This window comes from Moorena sp. SIO3I6, from assembly GCF_010672095.1.
The window spans coordinates 1-1,520 of the sequence record NZ_JAAHHU010001232.1; the positions used below are offsets into that span (position 1 = coordinate 1).

Sequence of the window (1,520 nt, forward strand, 5' to 3'; positions counted from 1 at the left end):
AAACGTTTTATACTTTCGTAAGTGGAACCAAACTCGATCAGAAAGGGATCGATGGCATTATTATTAGACATCAAAGAGAATATAGTACTTTCGAGGTTAGCAAAGAAGGAGCGACCAGCAGGAATAAAAAGCTGGGTATAAGCTGCCTCATCGCATAATGAACTCCTCAAAAATTCTGTTAATTGTTCTCTGAGAATTCTTTTAGTAAAGAAAAGTCTTTCAAGACGACGCTCAATTTGATTGCTTTGTTCAGAGCTTTCTTTCTTAATTTTTTTCAGCCATTTGCGTAATTCTGATAGTTCTTTTTTAAAAAAATCTGAGTAATTAAAATTAATTATACTTTTGCTTTTAGTATTTTTGTTTTTACTAATTTCGATACCAACATTATATACTTCATACTTAATATAGAAATCATGATATCCCCAGGAATTAGGGGGAAAATAGTCTTGAAAAGTTTGAGAGTAACTTGAATCTAGGTAACGCTTAGTTTGTTCATTTTCTACTGCATCAAAAATTTTCCAAACAAAATTTTTAAAGTAAAAAAGAAGTTTAGCACATACACTTTTACCACTAGCTTGAGGTCCAATCACGATATTGATTCGTTTAACCTCAATCTCTAGTTCCTTGATACCAGCAAAATTTTTAACTGTAAGTTTTTCAACCATGACCAGAGATTAGAGTAAGCTGAGGTCTAGTGCATGGGTGTTGCTAGCCCTTACACTACACTATTCTTTATTTCTTCAGTATACTCTAGAATGTTGAACATGCTATTACCATGTTCAACATGCTGATAGCCAATACCTAATAGTTAATGGCTGATAGTACCTCAAGTAGCGTGCGCGTAGCGCTAATCGCTGTTCGCTGATTGCTGATTGCTGATTGCTGTCAACTGATTGCTTACCCTCGATTCAATCTCAATAACTCTTTCAGCAAAGTCAATAACTTAGCCGGGCGACCTGCTATCGCTGGCTCCGTGAGAATCCCTTGGCTTGGGCTAAACAAAAATGCCAGGAAAAATAAGCCAAAGATTACCATTACAATTGCTGGACCTGATGGCCAATTAAAATAGTAGCTTATATACATGCCACTGACACTAGAAAAAATTCCAATCATTGAGCCTAAACCCATCATGTGATGTAATTCTTTGACTAATAAATAAGCGGTAGTCGCGGGTCCGATTAACATAGAAATAACGAGCAACACCCCTACCGTCTGCATACTGGCGACAATGGTGAGAGTAATCGCCAAGATTAACCCAAAATAAATGACTTTTACCGGTAAACCGCTAGCTTGCGCTCCCAAAGGATCAAAAGTATAGAATAATAGCTCTTTATAGAACAACTTGGTTAATAGTAAAATTACTGCTGTAATCACCAGGGTTTGCCAAACATCTGCTGGTCTCACCCCTAAGATGTCACCAAAAAGAATATTTTCTAAGTCAAGTTGGTTAGTTTTCAGCACCGTAATTAGTATCACTCCCAAACCTAAAAAACTGCTGAAAGTCAACGCCATTGCTGCAT

Annotated in this window: 1 protein-coding gene and 1 pseudogene; both read right to left on the minus strand. The window is 36.7% G+C overall.

Annotated features, from left to right (window positions below; genetic code table 11):
• Window positions 1-665 (minus strand): annotated as a pseudogene (locus F6K49_RS48000) (AAA family ATPase); the annotation flags it as partial.
• Between the two features lie 232 nt (window positions 666-897).
• A partial coding sequence (locus tag F6K49_RS48005; protein WP_293109668.1) for a metal ABC transporter permease occupies window positions 898-1,520 on the minus strand: 623 nt, incomplete at its 5' end.